Here is a 19,231-nt window from a genome sequence, read left to right on the forward strand (position 1 = left end):
ACTCCGATGACTTAGATCGCAGGCTAAGCGAGTTGGTCTCGGGAGAAAGACCTCCCGGGAGTGCTCGCAGAGCGATGTTTGCCAACGTGAATGAATACACGCAATCGGAACAGGACTACAAAGTCGATGCCGACCTCCGCTACGAAGAAAAACTGAATGAGAAATACGTAGAGCCGCCCAAACCGGCTTCGATAAAAGACAAAATCGTTGAAGTAAGCAGAAAAAACCTGCTTGCGCTCATAGCTGCTGGTGCAATTGCGGTGCTCTTCGTTGTAGCCCAGCTAGATAGATCCTCCGCAGCTCAGCTTCCCGAAACCGAGGATAGGACGACCCCAGTAATTGTTGAAACACCGGAGCCCTCACCAAGCCGGCAACCATTAGTGGTGCACGTCATAGGCGCGGTAAATAACCCGGGAGTAGTCGAAGTACCAGAAGGATCTAGAGTCGTAACAGCAATTGAGGCAGCCGGGGGAGTCACTGACGACGCAAACTTGGGCGAACTGAATCTGGCTATGCCGATTTCGGACGGCGTGCAGATATTCGTCAGCTCAGGAAGCGATTCTAGTGAGGTGAGAACAGGTAAAGCTGCGGAAGGAGGAACACAAGCGGAAGGTTCAGCAGGAAAGATAAACCTGAACACAGCAAGCCAAAGTGAGCTAGAACAGCTACCAGGAGTTGGCCCAGTAACTGCGTCGGCAATAGTCGAATGGCGCACCAAGAATGGAAAATTTTCTTCACCCGAACAGCTCCAAGAAATAGATGGGATAGGGCCGAAATCCTTTGCGAAACTCTCCGAGAAGGTCTGCGTGTGAATAAAACAGACCTAAGGATGGTGCCCATCGGGGCTGCGGCATGGGCAGGAGCAGCCGCTGGAATACTCGGTTTGCACCTATCAGTAGTGCTTGTTATTAGCGCTGTCAGTGGGGCCCTATTCCTCAAATGCAGGAAAAATATTTTTATAGCTTTCGCTCTGATTCTCTTAACCAGTTTCGTCCTCAGCGGGGTAAGGACTAACGCGAAAGAAGAAGACCCGCTTGCGGAAGCTGCAAGAAATGGTTCCGTTATACATGCGATCGTCAAAATAAGCACAGATCCAGAAATTGCGACTGCTAAACGTAACTCTGAATCGTGCCGTTCACTAGGAACGGTGGAAAGAATATTAGAAAAAGGAAACCCCGCCGCGGGTTCTCGGGTTTTCTTGATCGCCTCTGGTGAACAGCAGACAAGCTTATGCTCACAAACGGTCGGTTCGATAATCAAGGTGACTGCTAAAGCGCGCCCAGCGCAGAGAACTCAACGGCAAAGCGCTTTTCTATCTGTCCTGAAGGTGACACCAGTCAAAAATCCTGGCTGGTTGTCGGCGATAACAAACCGCATGCGAGATGGGCTTCGCGAGTCGATGAGATGGTCGGAACCGAAACAAGGCGGTCTTGTTCCGTCGCTAGTGGTAGGAGACACATCTAAACTTGACGAAACAATTTCATCTGATTTCAAAGCCACCGGGCTAACCCATTTGACTGCGGTTAGTGGCACCAACTTAACTTTGCTACTTGCTTTTGCTCTGCCTTTAGCGAGATTCATCGGCGTCAGGGGTAGGTGGATCTGGCTTGTTGCGTCGGGCTCGGTGGCGCTGTTCGTCATCGTCTGTAGGGCTGAGCCAAGCGTGCTTAGGGCATCGGTCATGGGACTGATTGGCCTTGCTGCCACAGGCGTGGCTACGGACAAGAATCGAGGCCTACGCGCACTAGGTGGTGCTGTTATGGCGCTTTGTCTAATCGATCCTTGGCTTTCATTGTCCTGGGGGTTTGCGCTTTCCGTCTCCGCTTCGGCGTCGATCCTCGTGTTGGCGAGCGGGTGGCAGATTAAACTTCGCAAGTGGCTGCCGGGGCCTCTTGCTGAGGCCATTGCTATCCCTTTAGCTGCTCAACTCGGCACTCAACCGCTTGTAACTTGTATTAGCGGTGAAATCAGTTTCGTCGGTCTTTTTGCCAATGCTTTAAGTGGACCGTTCGTCGGTATGGTGACCGTACTCGGGCTTGTTGCAGGTGGTTTTTCCTTTTTTTCAAGTTTCTTGTCTGGATGCTTGGGGTGGCTGGCGGGGTGGTGTGTTAACCCGATAATCGTCATTGCGCACACATTCTCTGTCCTGCCTGGAGCCACGTTTCAGTGGTCAGCGACGATTCCCTCGATCACGGTGCTCAGCATTTTCTGCGGTATGTTGATCCTCGTCATCGGTAAGGTGCTGAACACTCCTTGGCTAACTATTCTGCTTGCATTCATTCTTGTTGTCTGTTCGCTATTTCCTCTACAAAGAATTGGTTGGCTCCCGAAGGATTGGCTGTACATTTTTTGTGACGTTGGGCAGGGATCGGCAAATCTAGTCAGAAGCGGCAGCGATTCGGGAGTTCTGATAGACGCGGGTCTAGACGACGAAAAACCTTTGAGGTGCGTAGAAGGATCGGGGCTACGTAGATTGGACGCCATTATTTTGACCCACCGCCATGCCGACCATGTCGGGGGCTTGAACAGGATTTTGGCGAAATTTCCAACCGAGAACATCTACAGCTCTTCAAACATTAGGGGTATCCAAACACGGTTACTGGAAGACGGTGCAGTCTTATCAGTGGGGAATGCCCGGATAAGTATTTTGGGCGGTAAAAAATTGACTAGCGACGTCTCTAAATTGACTGGTCAGATGGAAAACGATGCCGGTATCACGAGCAAAGTCGAACTCTTTGGAACCAAAGCTATTTTTCCTGGTGACATAGAGATCGACGGCCAAACTAAGCTACTGATGCAAGGTCGAGATCTCAGTGGAGACGTCTTAGCCATCCCGCACCATGGATCGGCACATCAAGTTCCAGAATTTTTCAAAGCAGTTTCACCTAAGCTAGCTGTCGCCTCGGCGGGCAAAAACAACGATTACGGCCACCCTTCTGCTAAATCATTGAAGCTGGCTAAGCAGAGCGGCGCTTTGGTTTATCGTACGGATGAGAACGGGAGTGTAGCTGTCGCTAGGAGTGACGGTAAACTGGTCGCTGCTACCCAGCGCTGAGACAAGCAAGATGTGGTTCTAACGAGAACGGTTAAATGGAAAAGATGAATGCATTCGGCACAACTTTGCTAATCACAGGAAAAGAGCAACTTCTGCTTGACCGCGCAGTGGAAGCAAGAGTCAGGGCCGCTAAGCAAGAGTGTCCCGAGGCCGAATACAACGATCTTTCCGCGGGGGATCTGGACGGTAGTCACCTCTCATCCCTCACTGGAGGTTCTCTTTTTTCGCTCCAAACAATTGTGGTAATTCGTCAACTAGGAGAATTGCCCGCCGAACTGCACGATCAAGTGCTGGCAATCGCGAAAAGCACGCATGACGACCTCAGCTTGACTCTCGTTCACGAGGGCGGGCAGAAAGGTAGCGGGCTGCTAAACAAACTCAAAAAAGCCAAAGTGCAAACCCAATCTGTCGAAGCTCCCAAGCCGTGGAAAATGCCCGATTTTGTGATTGCGGAAGGCAGAGCCAACGGAGTGCGGATCGATGAGGCAGCGGCTAAAGCAATTATTGATGCGTTGGGGACTAACATGTCTGCTCTTGCCGGTGCTGTAGCGCAGCTGGCAGCCGACTGGCAGGATGGCAGAATCGATAAAGAAATAGTTCAGCGCTACTTTAGCGGCCACGTCGAGATCAGTGGCTTCGCTATTTGTTACGACGTGCTTAACGGCAGAACCGGGTCTGCGCTAGAAAAACTTCGTTGGGCGCTGCAAAACGGTGTTGCCGCAGTTCTGATAACTTCAGCTTTCGCAAGCGAGTTGAGAGGGCTAGGTAAATACTTCGGTGCTCGTGGCACAAGAGGTAACGAGCTTGCAAGAAAGGTCGGAGTTGCCCCGTGGAAACTCAAGGATCTAGCCAGGCTAAGTAGGACTTGGACACCTCAAGGCGTGAGCGCCGCGATACAGGCCGTAGCCAAAGCGGATGCACAAGTTAAGGGCGCTTCTGCCGATCCCGATTACACGTTGGAAAAGATGATCCTAGAAGTGAACTCTGCCAGGCATAAGTGAAAAACGCACGCCAAACGCCTCAACCCACCCAGAGGGAGTTGAGGCGTTAGACAAAAATCTTTTAGCCCTTAAATTTAGGCGAAAGTTAATTTACAGAGAAGCCGCGCGAGACGAGATAGCCGACTTGCGGTTAGCAGCCTGGTTCTTGTGGATTACACCCTTGCTGGCAGCCTTGTCTAGGAGACGGTTAGCGCTCGCGGCGAGCTTAACAGCGTCTTCCTTATTGCCGGCATCGGCAGCTTCGCGGAACTTGCGAACGCTAGAGCGCAGCTCGTTCTTAACGGCCTTGTTGCGCAGCCTAGCCTTCTCGTTGGTGAGGATGCGCTTCTTCTGGGACTTGATGTTTGCCACTTGGGTTATGCCTCTTCTAAAAGTCGTTTTCTGGGTTCGCGCTTTTACGGCGCGACGAGATAATCTACCAGTTTGAATGCTTCAGTCCAAATAATGGCAGAGCATTAGTTGGCATGAAACAATAACACTTGGCGCGTCCGCGTCCAATCGCCAGCATCGCGAACCGGTGCTAACGAGTCTTGAGGTTTAATTCGAAATCCATGGCTAAACACATTGCTGGGCAGACTGATCCGCAACTCATCCGCAACTTCAGCATCATCGCGCACATCGACCACGGAAAGTCGACGCTTGCAGACCGTATGCTGCAGTTGACTGGTCTTGTTGACGATCGCACTATGCGTGCCCAATATCTAGACCGAATGGATATCGAACGCGAACGCGGAATCACCATTAAGTCTCAGGCGGTCCGAATGAATTGGACGTCCGACGATCAGCCTTACGTGTTGAATATGATTGACACGCCAGGTCACGTCGACTTCACTTATGAGGTGAGCCGTTCGTTGGCTGCCTGTGAGGGAGCTCTCCTGGTCGTGGATTCAGCTCAAGGCATCGAGGCTCAGACGCTATCTAATCTTTATTTGGCTATCGAAGCCGATCTCGCCATCATTCCAGTTTTGAACAAGATTGATTTGCCCAACGCGAATCCCGAAAAGTTCGGAGCGGAGATCGCTTCCATCATCGGTTGTGACGAGTCAGAAGTGCTCAAGGTCAGCGCAAAAACCGGTCAGGGCGTTCCGGAGCTGCTGGACACGATCGTCAACAAGATTCCTGCCCCTGTGGGCGACGAAAATGAGGCCCTACGGGCGATGATCTTCGACTCCGTATACGACTCCTACAGGGGAGTCGTGACTTACGTGAGGGTGATGGACGGCTCGTTCAAACAGCGTGACAAGCTGAAAATGATGGCAACGGGAGCCACTCACGAAGCTCTTGAACTCGGAGTCATCTCTCCTGAACCGACAGCAGCAGATGGTTTAGGCGTCGGCGAGGTCGGTTATTTGATCACTGGCGTCAAAGACGTCAGGCAGTCTCGAGTCGGTGACACCATCACCAGCGCGATCAAGCCAGCCGAACAGCCATTAAGCGGATACCGAGACCCCATCCCAATGGTTTTCTCGGGCATATATCCCATCGACAGTTCCGACTTCCCTGATCTGCGTGAGGCGCTTGAGAAGCTTCAATTAAACGACGCCGCGTTGACCTACGAACCCGAGACGTCTGCAGCACTAGGATTCGGTTTCCGGGTGGGCTTCCTTGGCTTGCTGCACATGGAGATTGTTAGGGAACGACTCGAGCGAGAGTTCGATCTCGACCTCATCTCAACCGCGCCTAACGTGCATTACGAAGTCGAGATGGAAGACGGTACGAAGAAGCTGGTGGATAACCCTTCGGATTTCCCAGAAGGAAAGATCGCCGCTGTGCGCGAGCCAATCGTCAACGCAACGATCTTGACTCCATCCGAATTCATCGGACCGGTAATGGAAATGTGTCAGCAGCGTCGTGGCGAGCAGAAGGGCCTTGACTACCTGTCCACAGACCGTGTTGAGCTTCGCTACATGCTGCCACTAGGCGAAATCGTGTTCGATTTCTTCGATGCGTTGAAATCCAAGACCAAGGGTTACGCCTCCTTGGATTACCACGAGGCCGGCGTCCAGGAAGCTGACCTAGTCAAGGTGGACATTCTGTTGAATGGCGAGCAGGTTGATGCGTTCAGCGCAATTGTGCATCGTGAGAAGGCATACGCTTACGGCCTCGAGATGACCAAGAAGCTGCGCGAGCTTATCCCTCGTCAGCAGTTCGAGGTTCCAGTGCAGGCGGCAATCGGTAGCCGTGTGATTGCTCGTGAAACCATCCGAGCCATGCGCAAGGATGTTCTTTCTAAGTGCTACGGCGGCGACATCACTCGTAAGCGCAAGCTCCTCGAGAAGCAGAAGGAAGGCAAGAAGCGCATGAAGATGGTGGGCAGAGTAGAGGTGCCACAGGAGGCCTTCGTAGCCGCGCTTTCGACCAACGAATCGGGCAAGGACATCAAGGGCAAAGAGCGTGGCTAATCAATGCAGCGCACGCTAAGCCTCTACGTTCATGTGCCGTTTTGCTCAAAGCGATGTGGCTATTGCGATTTCAATACCTACACGCCAGCACAGGTCGGCCTGGGGGCTGTGCAGGCCTACCTTGATGCGGCCCACAATGAAATTGATATCGCTTGGGAGACTATCGGTGATGGAAGAAAACTAGACACAGTTTTCTTCGGTGGTGGCACCCCCACGTTGCTAGATACCGAAGCCCTCGGGGGGCTATTGGCGCATGCAAAAGAATGTTTCGGGTTCTCCGGCAGCGTGGAGATCACGACAGAGGCCAACCCGGAAACCCTCGATGACGACGTGCTGGAACATCTTCTTAGCGCAGGGTTTAACCGGCTATCTATCGGCATGCAATCTAGCGACGAGACCGTCTTGGGCGTACTGGATAGAGTTCATCAGCCTGGACGAGCAGTGCAGGCGGCCAAGCGCGCCCGACAGATCGGGTTCTCAAACATCAGCCTGGACCTGATCTATGGCACACCGGGGGAGAGCCTTGAGTCTTGGCGGTCTAGTCTGCTCGATGCCCTATCCGCAGGCCCGGATCACATTAGCGCCTATTCCCTGATAGTTGAGGACGGGACTCCACTCGCCAGGCGGATTAAAAAGGGGAAAGTCGCCAAGGTGGACGAGGATGATCTCGCGGACAAATATTTACTTGCAGACGAGCTTTTGTCCGAGGCCGGACTGGAAAATTACGAGACCAGCAACTGGGCTAAGGATGGGTTTGAATCCCGTCACAACATTGCCTATTGGCTAGGCGGGGACTGGTGGGGTATCGGTCCAGGGGCGCATTCTCACCTGGCAGATAAGCGCTGGTGGAATGTGAAGCGTCCGCTTCGCTACGCCGAGCAGCTTCATCAAAACGGGTCCGCCATCGAGGGCTCCGAAACCCTAGACGAGATCGCTAAGCACGAGGAAGAAGTCTTGCTCCGCATGCGCCTTAAACGCGGGCTTGAGCTTCGAAAACTTAGCGCTTCTGAGGCGTCCAGGGTGCAACGTTTCATCGACCAAGGGCTACTCGAAAAATTTGTTTCCGAAGAAGGTCAAATGATTAGGGCGAGCCAAGACGGCAGGCTGCTCATCGATGGAATAGTCGTAGAAATATTGGATTAGCCCTGTTCGGGTATGTGGGCTCGATGGCGGCAATAAGTCAGGCTATGGTTTCGTTTCGTGGCAGCAGAATCTAGATACGCCAAGGACGTTTTGGCTCCCGGTTGGCAGAAGGCACACTTGAAGAAAGCCCGCAGCGTGACCATGGAACTTGGGATGGTCGTCGAGGATCCCACAAGCGGATTTGTCGGGGAGATCATGGGTTGGGAAAACGGTCTGGTGATTCTCGAAGACAAGCACCTTAAGCGTCGGACTTTTCCAGTTGGGCCCGGATTCTGGCTGGATGGGCAACCGGTATCGCTGTGCATTCCGCCACGTACTGGCAGGGCTCGCGTTACGCACACTGCGTCGGGCTCTCGGATCGGAGAAAAGGAAGCCGCCAAAGTCGCCTTGCCGAGCAGAATTTACGTCGAGGGGCGCCACGACGCTCAGCTAGTAGAGAAGATTTGGGGAGACGATCTGCGTCACGTCGGGGTTGCGGTTGAGTACCTAGGTGGTATCGACGATCTGGTCAATATCGTCGCTCAGTTCAAGCCACAGAAGGGTAGAAGGCTCGGTGTCTTAGTCGATCACCTGGTTTCGGGGACAAAAGAGCGAGGTATCGCCGATGACGTCATCCGCGGTGGCTACGGCGATTTCGTCCTCATAAAAGGGCACCGGTTCATAGATATTTGGCAAGCTATTAAACCCTCAACTCTTGGCTTCAAGAGCTGGCCGAGTATCCCCAGGGACGTCGATTTTAAAAAAGGAACTTTGGTCGCACTGGGCCTTCCACATGACAATCAGGCGGACATCGCCGAAGCCTGGAGAAAAATGTTGAGCAGGGTGAAAACAATCAAAGATTTAGACATGGAGCTAGTGCGAAATGTCGAGATTTTGATCGATTTCGTCACTCAAGATCACCTTGAAGATATCGGTGAGTAGCTAAAACCGATGTTGTGCTCACTAGGTTTTAGCTTTCAAGTATGTCGGGCGAGACTTTAAAAGTAGGCTGATTGCTATGAATGTGAACGAAGACCAGACACCCCGTTTGCATAACCCACAAGATTGGGAGAGCGCATCTTGGCGCTTAGGTGCTAACTTTGATGAGGAAAGCGGCGTCACAACTTTTGGCGTTTACGCACCTATGGCTGAGCACGTAGCTCTGGAGATCTTTTTAGATCCCATCGGGACCGAGGCCATTTTGCGGGTCGACATGGCCAAGAGCTATGAGGGAGTTTGGCGGGCCAGCCTGTTAGGAGCGGGGCACGGCACGTACTACGGCTACCGTTGTTGGGGAAAAAATTGGCCGTATCTTGAAAGTTGGCGTCCAGGAACTCTGGAAGGTTTCCAGGCTGATAGGGACGAATACGGTAACCACTTCAATCCGAATAAGGTTCTTCTCGACCCCTACGCGTTAGAGGTGTCGCACACGCCAATGAATCCCAAGCTCGAAGAAATGGGGTTCAATAAAAACATTTTTGGCACCGGTAGCACCGTGTGGGAAGGCAAGCAGGTCAGGGAGCTCGACTCTGCAAAGTGGGCACCAAAAGGCATCGTTGTGTCCGACCGGACGGACACTGGCCAGGGGATCAACCGAGAGGGCCAGGACATCTGCCTCTACGAAGTCCATGTCAAGCAGCTGACGATGCATCCCTCTGCTTCCAAGCTCGAAGAAATTTTCAGCGACGAGTTGGGGTTCGATGAGGTAAAAAACGTTCCGGAGGAACTTCGCGGCACTTATGCGGGTGCGGCATATATGGCTCCTTATCTGAAGGCGCTAAACATAAACACAATTGAGTTCCTTCCTGTGCACGAAACCGACTCCGATCAGGTCGGGGACAACAATGGGTCTACGAATAACTGGGGATATCAGACGCTCAATTTCTTCTCTCCGAACAGGGACTACTCCTCCGATAAGTCTCCTGGCGGTCCGACTCGTGAGTTCAAAGAAATGGTGCGCACATTCCATGAACATGGGATCGGTGTATTCATCGATGTCGTATTTAACCACACGGCAGAAGGTGGAAATTGGGACGCAGACCCCAACAATGCGGGCTTCACCACCTTTGGTGGTTTTGGCACGGCGGAATATTACGACCTAGCCGAAGGTGGCGCGATACACGATGCTGCAACGGGGTCGGGAAACCAAACCAATTTTTCCTCGCCCGGTATGTGCTGCTTGACTGCAGATTCGCTCAAGTATTGGCATGAGGCAATGGGAGTGGATGGTTTCCGCTTCGATCTGGCCCCAGTCCTCGGCAGAATGCCGGAGTTATTTGACGAGAGCGATTGGGCGGGCCGGAAGAGGTTCTTCCGTGGCCATCCTCTGCTGACCAGGATCGGTAGGAAAGCGAAAGAAAATAATTTCCGTGTCGTTGCGGAGGCCTGGGACCTATGGGGGTACGAGGTTGGAAACTTCCCTGCGGAATGGGGCGAGTGGAACGGTCGCTATCGAGATGCAATTCGTTGTTTCCTAAAGGGGGACGGTAACACTTCTGAATTCATCAACGTCTTTAACGGTGACTGGGCGGGATTCGGGCACAAGGAAGGTCCCAATAAGTCCATTAACTTCGTCACCGCGCACGACGGTTTCACCATGATGGACCTGGTTAGTTTTAACGCGAAAGATAATAACCAGGAATATCCTTTCGGACCCTCCGACGGTGGTTCAGATAACAACAATTCTTGGGATTCCGGGGGTGATTTGTCTCTGCGTAGAACGCGTTGGCGTAACTTCATCGTCACGCTTTTCTTCTCGCGTGGTGTTCCGATGATCGTCGGCGGGGATGAATTTGGCCGCACCCAAAACGGAAACAATAACCCGTGGAACTTGAACACGGTCGGGGTCTGGAACAACTGGGCTCAGGCAGCATCGAACGCGCCGACTCAGGTGCCAGTGGACCCCAGAGACGAGACAATTAACGGATACTACGATGTCATCGGTCAAACCGCGGCACCAGAAAAAATCAACCCGCTGTTCCGCTTTACCCGGTACGTGGCGAGATTGCGATCTTTGGATCCGACACTTCGTCAGCCCACATGGGGCAACGGAGAGCTTCACGATGACGACGTTACATATTTATTCTTCAAGCCGGATCTGAGCGGTGCTCCAGAAGAGGGCGACAGGGCGGTTTGCGTTCTTATCGATGGCAAGGGCATTGGCGGCAGTGAATACCTATTTATGCTCAACATGAGCGACTCGAACGTCGATTTCGATTTACCGGAAGAACCCGATCCAAACCGTCCTCAGCTGAAGTGGTTTAACATCATTGACACTGGAGATTGGGCCGAAGAGGTGAGTAACTTCTGGGTGCCTAGTATGGCAATGCCCATCGAGGGTAACTACACGGTAGAGCCATGGTCTATCGCGGTATTGGTTGCTGCAGACCAGGAGTCTCCGCTCTTCCATAATCCAGACTTCGACAAGATCAAGCTTCCGAAACCGGACAAAATTTTCAAAAAAGACAGAAGCATTCCGCAGACCAAAAAAGAACAATTTTCAGATAAGGACGTGAATGATGCAGACCGATCAGATACTTCAGATGCTGAGGTCGGTAGCGGCAGAAGTGATCACGCCGAGGTTTCGCAACCTTAGTGACGACCAAATATTCGAAAAGAAGCCGGGCGATTATGTCACTGTCGCCGACAGGGAGTCGGAGGTGGAGATCACTAAGGCGCTCCGCGAGGCTTACCCGGATGCCCTGATCGTTGGCGAAGAGGCAACCTTCAAGGACCCTTCTCTTCCGGATGGGCTGCTAGAGGCAGATCATGCATTCACCATCGATCCCATCGACGGCACCGGAAACTATGTTCGGGGTAGCGATAAACACGCGGTGATGCTGGCCGAACTTAAGAATGGCCAGCTTTCGAGGTCGTGGATTTGGTTGCCGATGTTCCGGAAGGCATACGTCGCAGAGCGCGGCAACGGGGTATTTCTTAATGGGCAGAGATTGAGCCCAATTGAGCGTACTGGTGTTGCCCTTGGGGGAACCTCCAGGAAGAATCTTCAGGGCTACGACGCTGAGGGCAAACTCGAACCCACTACCACGACAAATAATTGCGCAGGAGTCGACTACGCAGATTTGCTAGAGGGATCGATTGACTACTTCCTGTACACGTCACCGAAGCCTTGGGACCACCTGCCGGGCCAGCTGATGCTCCAAGAGATTGGCGGCGAGATCCTGAAGATGGACGGATCCCCGTACGATGCTAGCGGCGATGCTTCTATCATTTTCTCTGGTTCGAACGTGGAGCGTTTGCAGCAGATTATTGATGCGTGGAAGCCCAATCTCGACAAATAAAAACGATCTCGAAAAGAGCTCGCTAGAAATACCGAAAAACTGAGCTAAACTAGCACTCTGAGCATTCGAGTGCTAGAAAATTAGTTATGCTTCGATGAGAGAGGGTGACGATGCTTAACGACCGTAGACTAAAGGTGCTGCGAGCGATCGTCACCGACTATGTCTCTATGCACGAGCCGGTGGGGTCTAAGGCTTTGGTGGAAAGACACAGCTTAGATGTCTCCCCGGCAACGGTTCGCAACGATATGGCAGCCCTTGAGGAAGAGGGATATCTGGCCCAACCGCACACCAGCGCGGGCCGTATTCCAACCGATAAAGGCTACCGGTTGTTTGTCGATAAACTAGCCGATATCAAACCGCTATCGCCAGCCGAGCGAAAAGCCATCGAAACCTTCATGGCCGGCTCGGCCGACATCGACGATATTGTGCATAGAACTGTGAGGCTTTTGGCTCAGTTCACCAGACAAGTTGCAATAGTCCAGTACCCGATCAGCGATCAGGCAACGGTCAGGCATATTGAATTCGTTCAGTTGAGCACATCCAAGGTGATGGTCATCCTCATCGACTCTGTTGGGATCGTGGAACAACGGATGGTCCAGGCCAGCACTGCTCCAGAAGATCTCGAAGAGCTAAGGAAAGTCTTCAACAAGCTGTCTGCTGATCAATCTTTGGATCAGGCCGCAGCCACGCTCTCCGAACACGAACTATATGAAAAGGACGAGGTGTTTGCTGCCCTCACGGATGCTGTAGTGGACATCGCGCAGTCTAATCCGAATAGCGAGGTAGTGGTTGCAGGCTTCCCCAACTTGACTAGGTATGGAGCGGATTACATGCCGATGATGGTGCAGGTCATCGAGGCGCTTGAAGAGCAGGTGGTTTTGTTGAAGCTGCTCTCAGAGACGGCTACCGAACCGGGCCAGGTTGCTGTTCGAATAGGCCAGGAGAACAGCTACGAGCCGCTACAGGCCACATCCTTAGTCGCGAGTTCTTATGGCAGTCCAGCCGATGCATATGCGAGGTTGGGAGTCGTTGGGCCAACTCGGATGGATTATCCATCAGCAATGGCGGCCGTTCGAGCCGTCGCCAATTACGTCGGTCGTTTTCTATCTGAAGGTTAATTTCAAAAGTAATGAGTGATTACTACGAGACGCTTGGCGTGCCTCGAGACGCCAGCGCGGAACAAATCAAAAAGGCTTTTCGCCGCAAGGCACGTCAGTACCACCCCGACGTCAATGATTCACCTGATGCCGAGGATAAATTCAAGGCTGTAAACGAGGCTTATGCCGTCTTAAGCGACGAAAATAAGCGCGCTATCTACGACCGTGGTGGCGATCCGATGAGCGGCGGATTTGACGGCGGCATGGGCGGTTTTGGCGGATTCAGCTCGCAAGGGTTCGACATTGGCGACTTGTTCGGCGCCATGTTCGGTGGAGACTTCGGCGGGTCGAGAGGGCCGCGGTCTCGCGTTCAGCGTGGCAAGGATCTTCTCGCTAGACTTGAGCTGGAGCTTTCCGAGGCAGTCTTCGGCGTCACTTCGGAGTTGACGATCAACACTTTTGTCGCATGCCAGAACTGTCATGGTGCAGGCTCCGCTGACGGCAGCGATCCAGTGACGTGTACCCAATGCAACGGCCGCGGTGACGTAACCGTAAGCCAGCGTTCTTTGTTGGGCGAGATCAGAACCACTCAGGCTTGCCCAGCTTGTCAGGGGTACGGGACAGTCATTAAAAACCCATGCCCAGATTGCGCCGGCCACGGCAGGGTAAATGAACGCCGCACGCTGAACGTCAAGGTTCCTGCTGGCGTCGACACCGGCAACAGGATAAGGCTCCAGGGGCAAGGAGAGATTGGAGAGGGTGCCGGCCCTGCAGGCGATCTTTTCGTAGAAATCAGAGTTAGGCCCCACGAACGTTTCCGCAGAGTGGGCCAAGACCTCGAAACGTACATGAACCTTCCGATGACTGCTGCAGCGCTGGGGGCAAAGATCGATTTGGGCACGTTGGAGTCCGAGCGCGACGACTGCGACCCGAACGATTCGACTGTTCAGATAGACGTTCCGGAAGGAACCCAAACCGGAACCCGCGTCACTGTGCGCGGAAAAGGAGTTCCTAGCTTGAACGACGGTCGTCGTGGTGGACAGCGAGGCAATCTGATCGTTATCTTCAACGTCGTCACGCCTACTAAGCTCACTGACAGGCAGCGGGAATTGCTTGCTGAGCTGGCGGAAGAGCGAAACGAAACGGAGCTAAAAGCCGAAATTAGCCATGATAAAGGCTTTTTCGAACGACTAAAAGACGCTTTCCGTGACTGAACCACTATTCATCGCCGAAGTCGCCGACAAATGCGTCGGCGACGTGGTTAACGTTGCTGGCTCAGAAGGCAGGCATGCAGTTTCAGTAAAGAGGCTGCGTGTAGGCGAGAGCGTGTTACTCGCGGACGGTCTGGGGCACGGGATCTGGGGCGAGGTAATCGAGACCGGTAAAAATGTTTTTTCCGTTCGTGTCGGAAACGTTCTCCAAGCCCCGCAGCGGCCAATTCGCTGGACCGCGGTTCAGGGGCTGGCGAAGGGCCCGCGCTCAGATATTGCCATCGAGGCACTAACTGAGCTTGGAGTCGATGAGATCATTGCCTGGCAGGCCTTTAGATCGGTTGTCAGGTGGGAGAAGAAAGCCGACAAGGGCATTGCGAAGTGGCAGTCTACGGTTCGCGAGGCCAGCAAACAGTCCAGGCGGCTAGTGATTCCTGAAATCAGCTACGCGGATGCTGCGCAGATCGCAAAAAGGATTTCTGAGGCAGACTGCGCATTAATTCTGCACGAAGACTCAAAAACTGGCTTGTCGGAAATCGAACTGCCAAAATCTGGTGAGATTCTTTTTGTTATAGGCCCCGAAGGCGGCATCAGCCCCGAAGAGGTCGAGCAATTTGAGAGCGCAGGCGGGAAGCTGGTCGGTCTTGGAGAACAGGTTCTGCGTACCTCGACTGCAGGCCTTGTCGCGCTAAGCCAGCTACAAATACTCAGCCAACTCGGCGCGGCTTAGACTCTCAGCTCCTCCGGTATTTCGCCGTACGGTTCTAGGCCAGAAAGATCGGCAAATACTACGTGATTACGGTCGTCTACCGTGCCGACGGTCAGGTGAGGGCCGATGCCCATCATCTGCCAGCGGCTCCTGTACGTCCAGTCAAGAGCCCGGGGTGTGGAAGTACGCCAGAAGTTCAATATGTATCCACCCTCGTAAAGGTGGAGGAGCGAATAGCCACCTGGGTATGCGGCTACTGCAGCATTTTCTAGGTATTCGGTGTGAGCACCAAACAAATCAGGCTTGTTCCTGCGCATCCTGTGTGTGTGCCCAGAGAAGTGCAAGAACACTCCCGGTGCCTTCACATGCAGCTTTTGCAGTTCCAACCTGTCGCGTTTGCGAAGCATGAACGTCTGGCCTGCGGGCCATGAATTAACCGAATCTTTCGTCACTGGGTGGTGACTCATGGACAGCGTTGGTCGGTCTGGGTCGTTTCGTAGCACATCGCTGATTTGAGCGAATTGGTCAGCGCATATTCTTCCGCCACCAGACTTGTAGGTCGTGTCTATGCCTATGATTCGAAGCCCGCTAGGGTGGTCTGCAAGCTGCATTTTTTGAAATACGGCGATTCGGCTGCCAAATGGGTCGTCATGTTTGGGGAAATCGTGGTTGCCCCGTACCGCCATCCAATCGTCGTTTTGCGTTCCATACCCGTCAACAAGATCACGGAATCGGACGGCCTCAGCTTGCTTACCAGAATTAGTTATGTCGCCGGCCAGGCACAGGTAGGGGCTGCCACGTTTACCTAGTTCTTCGAGCATGCTGGTGAACATGGTCTCCGGATACTTTTTGTCATGGCTCGCCGAAACCGATGTCGGAAAGAGCGGGCCAAGGTTTATCCCTTGGCGGACCTCTCCGATGTGAATGTCATTAGCCAATACGATCGATGTCAAATATTTTCCCGGTGGGGGAAGAAGCGTGGTGAAGGAATAGGTTCGCTCGAAGCTACCCGGTTTCTTGGTGACGTGAAGTGCTGGCAGGGGAGTAATCCCCGAACTCTCGCAAGAGAAGAAATATCTTCTGCCAGGTTCCAAACCTCTGATATGCACTCTGTGGAAGGCTCGCGGGGTTGAGTCTTCGTGGACCAGTTTCAGATCGCGGTTGTTAGTACCCAGGAAGAGGCGCGTGTTAGTGCCTACCGGAGCAGGCACAAGCTGCCAAAGCTTAGAGCGCCTGCGAGTGATCCAAGTGATCACTACGCTCGTTGGCGTTACCGTGCTCACCTCGAGGTCGGTGGCGATAAATTCTTTGTTTAGATCCGTCTGGAAGTCGGGGATAGGCGGCATCTCTGTAGCAATAGATGTCGCTATGCGATGATTTTTTTGTCTAGTCCATTTGTTCGGATCACTCACGGATTCAACCGTATCTTTTTTGGACCTGCAAAAATAGTCTTATGACCAGTTTTGAAGCATCGAGTAAACCAGCGAGCCAAGAAGATTTCGGGTTCGAGGTTACGGCTACTTTGTCGAACGGTCTTGGCCGCACGGGATTGATCTCGACTCCGCATGGAAAAATCGAAACTCCAGCATTCATAGTGGTTGGCACGAAGGCCACGGTTAAGTCGGTGCTTCCTGAAACAGTTCGCGATCTGGGCGCGCAGGCCGTGTTAGCTAATGCGTTTCACCTGTATCTACAGCCGGGGCCAGATTTAGTCGATGAGGCGGGCGGTCTAGGCAAATTCATGAACTGGCAAGGTCCGACATTCACGGACTCTGGTGGTTTTCAGGTGCTGAGCCTTGGCGCTGGTTTTAAGAAGGTCTTGGCGATGGACGTAACCGGCATGCAGAACGATGAGGTGATAGCCGAGGGCAAGGAGCGTAAGGCTCACGTCGATGAGGACGGGGTTAACTTTAAGTCTCCACTGGACGGCTCAATGCACAGGTTTACTCCCGAAGTCAGCATGTGCGTGCAGCACAAGCTTGGTGCTGACATCATGTTCGCCTTCGACGAGTTGACGACCCTTCTGAACACTCGCGAGTATCAGGTCGAGTCTATCGCCAGAACGCAACGGTGGGCGCAACGTTGCCTTGCTGAGCACAAGAGACTTACTTTGGAGAGGAAAGGTAAGCCCTATCAGGCTCTCTTTGGGGTGGTTCAGGGAGCTCAGTACGAAGATTTGCGGCGTAAAGCCAGTCGCGATTTAGCTGCTACTGAATCGGATGGCTGGACCTTCGACGGCTTCGGCCTAGGTGGAGCGCTCGAAAAGCACAATTTGGCTAAGATCGTTACCTGGATGGCGCAGGAGCTTCCCGACAACAAACCTCGGCATCTGTTGGGGATCAGCGAACCGGATGATCTTTTTGCCGCTTGCGAAGTGGGCGCGGATACTTTCGATTGCGTCAACCCGTCGAGGGTGGCAAGAAATGCGGCGATCTATACGGCCGATGGCAGATACAACATAACTAATTCTCGCTTCAGGCGAGATTTCAGCCCGCTTGAGGAAGGTTGCGACTGCTACACCTGTGCCAATTACAGCAGGGCTTACGTTCGCCATCTATTCAAAGCGAAGGAGATGTTGGCTAACACGCTTGCCACGATTCATAATGAAAGGTTCACTGTTCGCCTCGTTGATCAAATTAGGTCCTCTATCCGAAACGGCGATTTCTACGAATTCAAAGGGGAAATGCTGGGTCGGTTTTATCAGAAGAAGAGCTGAGCGGTTAACGGGTAATTCTTAAAGAATTCATTTTCTGTTGATAGTGGTTCTTTAGTCTCTAACTCAAGTGTTTATTGGCTCGTTGGTTGGGCCGCAGATCCGAAAGGGCTGACCGTGTTTTCTGTTTTCGTTTTCTTTTTAACTGTCGGGTTGATAATTCTTTTCTCCTCGCTGTTTGTCGTTAAGCAGCAGATGAGCTACATCATCGAGCGGTTCGGAAAGTTCCACAAGGTGGCGAATCCGGGGCTTAACTTCAAGGTTCCATTCGTCGACAAGATCGCAAAAAAGGTTCCGCTTCGTATAATGCAACTCGATTCCATCGTCGAGACGAAAACCCAGGACAACGTGTTTGTGACGATACCGGTTTCGGTCCAATACATGGTCGCGAACGTCGTTGATTCTTATTACCGACTCGCTGATCCGGAACGCCAGATTCAATCCTACGTCTATGACCGTGTACGAACTTCTTTGGCGAAGCTTAACCTTGATGATGCCTTCTCCTCTAAGGATCAAATTGCCTCGGACGTGGAGGCCACCTTGTCCGAGTCAATGGCGGCCTATGGTTTCACGATTGTTAACACTTTGGTGACTGACATCAACCCAGACCCGAATGTTCGGGCATCGATGAACGCTATCAACGCTGCCCAGCGTGAGCGTGAAGCAGCTATCTCGCTTGCAGAAGCCGAAAAGATCAAGATAGTCAAACAGGCTGAAGCCGATGCCGAGTACAAACGGCTACAAGGTGAGGGCGTTGCGGCCCAGCGCAAAGCGATAGTCGACGGCCTGGCCGAGCAGTATGAGCTGCTCAGGAAAGCGGGTATAGGACAAGAAGCACAAGAGATGCTTCTGCTCACGCAGTACTTCGACACTCTTCAAGAAGTGGCTAAGTCTTCCAACACTCAAACTCTGATGCTGCCCTCTAACCCTGGTGGTCTGGAGGCAGTCATGAACGAGATGCGGAGTTCTCTTTTCGCGTCGGTTCGATCTGCCAATCAAGATCCGAATGGCGGGTTTGGTTATCCAAAAGTCTCCCGTAAAAGCTAAATTGCTTGGTTCGGGCTCCAATAGTTAGCCGTGTTGGAGCCCGAATCTTCTTTTGGGGTGGCAGAATCTATATATGAGTGAGCAAACGGTTAGCAATGACGCTGGGCTGCCGGACTATGACGAAGGCCAGCTTTCAGCCTCCGACACGTTGATCGATCGAGGAGTGGCGGATCCTCTAGACGAAGGTTACGTAGCCCCAGACAATTGGTCCGTCGCCCAAGGGTATGGCAATACCGCGGAAGAGGCGCGTCGCGGCGAAAGCGTCGAACAGCGAATCAAGCAAGAAGAACCCGAAACAACCGACGAAGATAAGGGTCCTTGGAACCCGCATCAGGAACCTCGACAGGTTGGCCAGGAGCGCGCCGGTCGATTGGTGGCAACAGCAGACGGAAAGATCACCAACGATAAAGAGGGCGACGCAGTGGCTAAGGACGTCGGTATTTCTGGTGGTGCAGCCAGCGCAGAGGAAGCCGCGATGCACATCATCGACGAAGACGAAATTGATCGGCAGAATAAGGGCGAAGAAGAATAGTCTTAGGAGACTAAGGCGGTTGAGCTAGAGTTATTGTGTCA

At 52.9% G+C, this 19,231-nt stretch carries 16 protein-coding genes; 14 read left to right on the plus strand and 2 right to left on the minus strand.

The window, feature by feature from the left end; all coding sequences use genetic code 11:
- Positions 1 to 86: 86 nt before the first annotated feature.
- The 3 genes from HMPREF1255_RS09305 (at position 87) to holA (ending at position 4,056) form a co-directional block, all read left to right on the plus strand.
- A complete protein-coding gene (locus tag HMPREF1255_RS09305; protein ID WP_197016955.1) occupies positions 87 to 812 on the plus strand; it encodes a helix-hairpin-helix domain-containing protein in 726 nt (241 codons plus the stop codon).
- A gap of 587 nt (positions 813 to 1,399) precedes the next feature.
- Positions 1,400 to 3,055 carry a ComEC/Rec2 family competence protein gene (locus HMPREF1255_RS01430; protein WP_231376343.1) on the plus strand — a complete coding sequence of 552 codons (1,656 nt, stop codon included), beginning with the start codon at positions 1,400 to 1,402 and terminating at the stop codon, positions 3,053 to 3,055.
- A gap of 35 nt (positions 3,056 to 3,090) precedes the next feature.
- Complete coding sequence (holA, locus tag HMPREF1255_RS01435) at positions 3,091 to 4,056, plus strand: DNA polymerase III subunit delta (protein WP_024110883.1); 966 nt, start codon at positions 3,091 to 3,093, stop codon at positions 4,054 to 4,056.
- Between the two features lie 90 nt (positions 4,057 to 4,146).
- On the opposite strand, the gene rpsT is transcribed toward holA, so the two are convergent.
- Entirely contained in the window at positions 4,147 to 4,407 is a 261-nt protein-coding gene (gene rpsT / locus HMPREF1255_RS01440) for a 30S ribosomal protein S20 (protein WP_016456319.1), read from the minus strand.
- A 200-nt stretch (positions 4,408 to 4,607) separates the two neighbouring features.
- Here rpsT and lepA point away from each other — a divergent pair, with 200 nt between their 5' ends.
- The 8 genes from lepA to HMPREF1255_RS01480 all read left to right on the plus strand — a co-directional run bounded on the left by lepA (position 4,608) and on the right by HMPREF1255_RS01480 (position 14,919).
- Positions 4,608 to 6,458, plus strand: coding sequence for a translation elongation factor 4 (gene lepA / locus HMPREF1255_RS01445; protein ID WP_024110607.1), 1,851 nt, complete (start codon positions 4,608 to 4,610; stop codon positions 6,456 to 6,458).
- A gap of 3 nt (positions 6,459 to 6,461) precedes the next feature.
- Positions 6,462 to 7,601, plus strand: a complete 1,140-nt coding sequence (hemW, locus tag HMPREF1255_RS01450; RefSeq protein WP_024110593.1) for a radical SAM family heme chaperone HemW — start codon at positions 6,462 to 6,464, stop codon at positions 7,599 to 7,601.
- A 57-nt stretch (positions 7,602 to 7,658) separates the two neighbouring features.
- On the plus strand, positions 7,659 to 8,522 hold the full coding sequence (locus tag HMPREF1255_RS01455; protein ID WP_024110541.1) for a DUF3097 family protein: 864 nt from the start codon (positions 7,659 to 7,661) through the stop codon (positions 8,520 to 8,522).
- A 76-nt stretch (positions 8,523 to 8,598) separates the two neighbouring features.
- Entirely contained in the window at positions 8,599 to 11,175 is a 2,577-nt protein-coding gene (locus HMPREF1255_RS01460) for an alpha-amylase family glycosyl hydrolase (protein WP_016456315.1), read from the plus strand.
- Positions 11,099 to 11,881 (plus strand): inositol monophosphatase, encoded by a 783-nt coding sequence (locus HMPREF1255_RS01465; RefSeq protein ID WP_036916717.1) that lies wholly within the window; start codon positions 11,099 to 11,101, stop codon positions 11,879 to 11,881. The genes HMPREF1255_RS01460 and HMPREF1255_RS01465 overlap by 77 nt, the downstream gene beginning before the upstream one ends.
- Positions 11,882 to 11,991: 110 nt before the next feature.
- Positions 11,992 to 12,999: a heat-inducible transcriptional repressor HrcA gene (gene hrcA / locus HMPREF1255_RS01470; RefSeq protein WP_016456313.1), complete on the plus strand. Its 1,008-nt coding sequence runs from the start codon at positions 11,992 to 11,994 to the stop codon at positions 12,997 to 12,999.
- A gap of 11 nt (positions 13,000 to 13,010) precedes the next feature.
- On the plus strand, positions 13,011 to 14,192 hold the full coding sequence (gene dnaJ / locus HMPREF1255_RS01475; protein WP_024110710.1) for a molecular chaperone DnaJ: 1,182 nt from the start codon (positions 13,011 to 13,013) through the stop codon (positions 14,190 to 14,192).
- Entirely contained in the window at positions 14,185 to 14,919 is a 735-nt protein-coding gene (locus tag HMPREF1255_RS01480; protein ID WP_024110810.1) for a 16S rRNA (uracil(1498)-N(3))-methyltransferase, read from the plus strand. The genes dnaJ and HMPREF1255_RS01480 overlap by 8 nt, the downstream gene beginning before the upstream one ends.
- Here HMPREF1255_RS01480 and HMPREF1255_RS01485 read toward each other — a convergent pair.
- Entirely contained in the window at positions 14,916 to 16,310 is a 1,395-nt protein-coding gene (locus HMPREF1255_RS01485) for a metallophosphoesterase (protein WP_231376316.1), read from the minus strand. The two genes, HMPREF1255_RS01480 and HMPREF1255_RS01485, sit on opposite strands and share 4 nt — an antisense overlap.
- A gap of 41 nt (positions 16,311 to 16,351) precedes the next feature.
- On the opposite strand from HMPREF1255_RS01485, the gene tgt reads away from it, so the two are divergent.
- The 3 genes from tgt (at position 16,352) to HMPREF1255_RS01500 (ending at position 19,190) form a co-directional block, all read left to right on the plus strand.
- A complete protein-coding gene (gene tgt / locus HMPREF1255_RS01490) occupies positions 16,352 to 17,614 on the plus strand; it encodes a tRNA guanosine(34) transglycosylase Tgt (protein ID WP_016456309.1) in 1,263 nt (420 codons plus the stop codon).
- 114 nt (positions 17,615 to 17,728) lie between these two features.
- The gene (locus HMPREF1255_RS01495) at positions 17,729 to 18,658 is read left to right on the plus strand and encodes an SPFH domain-containing protein (protein WP_016456308.1); all 930 of its coding nucleotides are present in this window, start codon (positions 17,729 to 17,731) and stop codon (positions 18,656 to 18,658) included.
- Between the two features lie 73 nt (positions 18,659 to 18,731).
- Entirely contained in the window at positions 18,732 to 19,190 is a 459-nt protein-coding gene (locus tag HMPREF1255_RS01500) for a DUF5709 domain-containing protein (protein ID WP_024110896.1), read from the plus strand.
- Positions 19,191 to 19,231: the final 41 nt, after the last annotated feature.

Source organism: Propionimicrobium sp. BV2F7, from assembly GCF_000510445.1.
Classification (GTDB): Bacteria; Actinomycetota; Actinomycetes; order Propionibacteriales; family Propionibacteriaceae; genus Propionimicrobium; species Propionimicrobium lymphophilum.